The 1,416-nt window shown below is 41.2% G+C and carries 3 protein-coding genes; all 3 read right to left on the bottom strand.

Annotation, left to right across the window (positions count from 1 at the left end; genetic code table 11):
* Positions 1–224: hypothetical protein (locus tag DB520_RS26920; RefSeq protein ID WP_198675472.1), on the bottom strand; the 224-nt coding region annotated here is incomplete at its 3' end.
* Positions 225–457: 233 nt separating this feature from the next.
* A complete protein-coding gene (locus tag DB520_RS26915; protein WP_157972273.1) occupies positions 458–634 on the bottom strand; it encodes a hypothetical protein in 177 nt (58 codons plus the stop codon).
* 366 nt (positions 635–1,000) lie between these two features.
* Positions 1,001–1,416, bottom strand: a 416-nt coding sequence (locus DB520_RS26220) for a nucleotidyltransferase family protein (RefSeq protein ID WP_232835167.1), incomplete at its 5' end; no start/stop codon positions are given.

The following is a 1,416-nucleotide window of genomic DNA, read 5'->3' as shown; positions in this document are numbered from 1 at the left end:
ACCCTGATCCTGTCACTCCCTTCTTCCCCAAAACCAAGGAGCCTCCAACGGGTGCCAATCAGCGAAATGCTGTCTTGTTCAGCAAGTTCCCCGATATCCGATAAGGATAAATAATTTTCATCCGTCTCTCCCATTTCCTGACAAGCCCCAATAAATGTCATTTTACCGATGAGTAGCATTAAACAGCTAAGCCTACACAATCTTGAACTTACCTTTTCCATCATTTTTATCCATTTTATCTGAGGGTTCATAATTGGAATCCATTAACTCCTACCTTAATCCCCATACGTAATAAAGAAAGATAATGCTACAATAAATAAAAAAAATTTAATTAAACAAATTTTAGTTTGAATTTATTGGATAAACCATGGGGTCAAAAATTAAGACCATAAATATAAAATAATATCAATTCGATCCTCTCCCCCTCCAGTTTTAGGAGGGGGACGCAAGGGGGTGGTCAAGACAGGGTGGAGTTAGCGATTAATTTTCCGTAGTCAGGAGCTTTTTCCTTAAGCAGCCTGCCCGAAACGGGGATGGGAATGTCCAAATAGGCTCCCACCGGCGATGGGGTTCCGTTGAGTTGAACCCCTCCCGGGGTTCTGAGGGCGTGGTGTTTCCAGGCCCCGGGTGACAACCCGGGGCTAATGGGGTTGGACCACTGCCGTGGTCTTTGTGACCTCCCAAAGCGTTATATCCTCCACCAATTGGAGATTTGTTCAGTCCCTTAGGGACTGGATTTATTCAACAGACAACAATTCTACCCACATCCGGTACCTAACGGCACCAAAGTCAAAGTACTTATGATTGTCCTGCTTGCTAAACCATTTTTCTAACGAAGTCAAAACCATTTCGTGCAGGATTTTGGTTGGGATAGAAATTGAAATCAGTGCTGATAGGAAGACATTTGTGTAGATTATGAGTTTTTAAGTCATTGCAATAATTCTCATAAGCGTTAGTTTCTGCCGTAAATTCTTCGATAAGTTTGGTGGCCTGAACTATATCAGACAAAAACTTCTTCTCTCTTTCCGTCATAGATCAGGATTTTGGATTGATCGATGTTGGCTCTTAAATATGGGTTTTTGAGTGAGGATTCGGTAAGTAAATCTACCTTCCTTCCAAAAAAAAGTTCAAGTTTATCCCATAAATCAATTAGCGTCTCCCCACGGACCATTGGGTCAATTGCATCCACCTCTACCAAAAGATCAATATCGCTTTTGGTTTCGTCAAACGCCTGGTTGGTAGAAGAACCAAAAGCATAAAGAAACGTAACTTTGTGATTTTTGCACAGGCCTAAAAATTCCTCCGTCCTTGATTTTATTTCCTCTTTAACCCTCATAGTAGCAAATATAATAAAACACGAATACGAATGGGAGGAATTAGACTTGAATATATTCCTTTGCCTTACTAGTGCCGGAT

Origin of the sequence: Pleomorphovibrio marinus (assembly GCF_003347495.1) — a bacterium.
GTDB lineage: Bacteria > Bacteroidota > Bacteroidia > Cytophagales > Cyclobacteriaceae > Pleomorphovibrio > Pleomorphovibrio marinus.
This window is presented reverse-complemented; position numbering and strand designations above follow the sequence as displayed.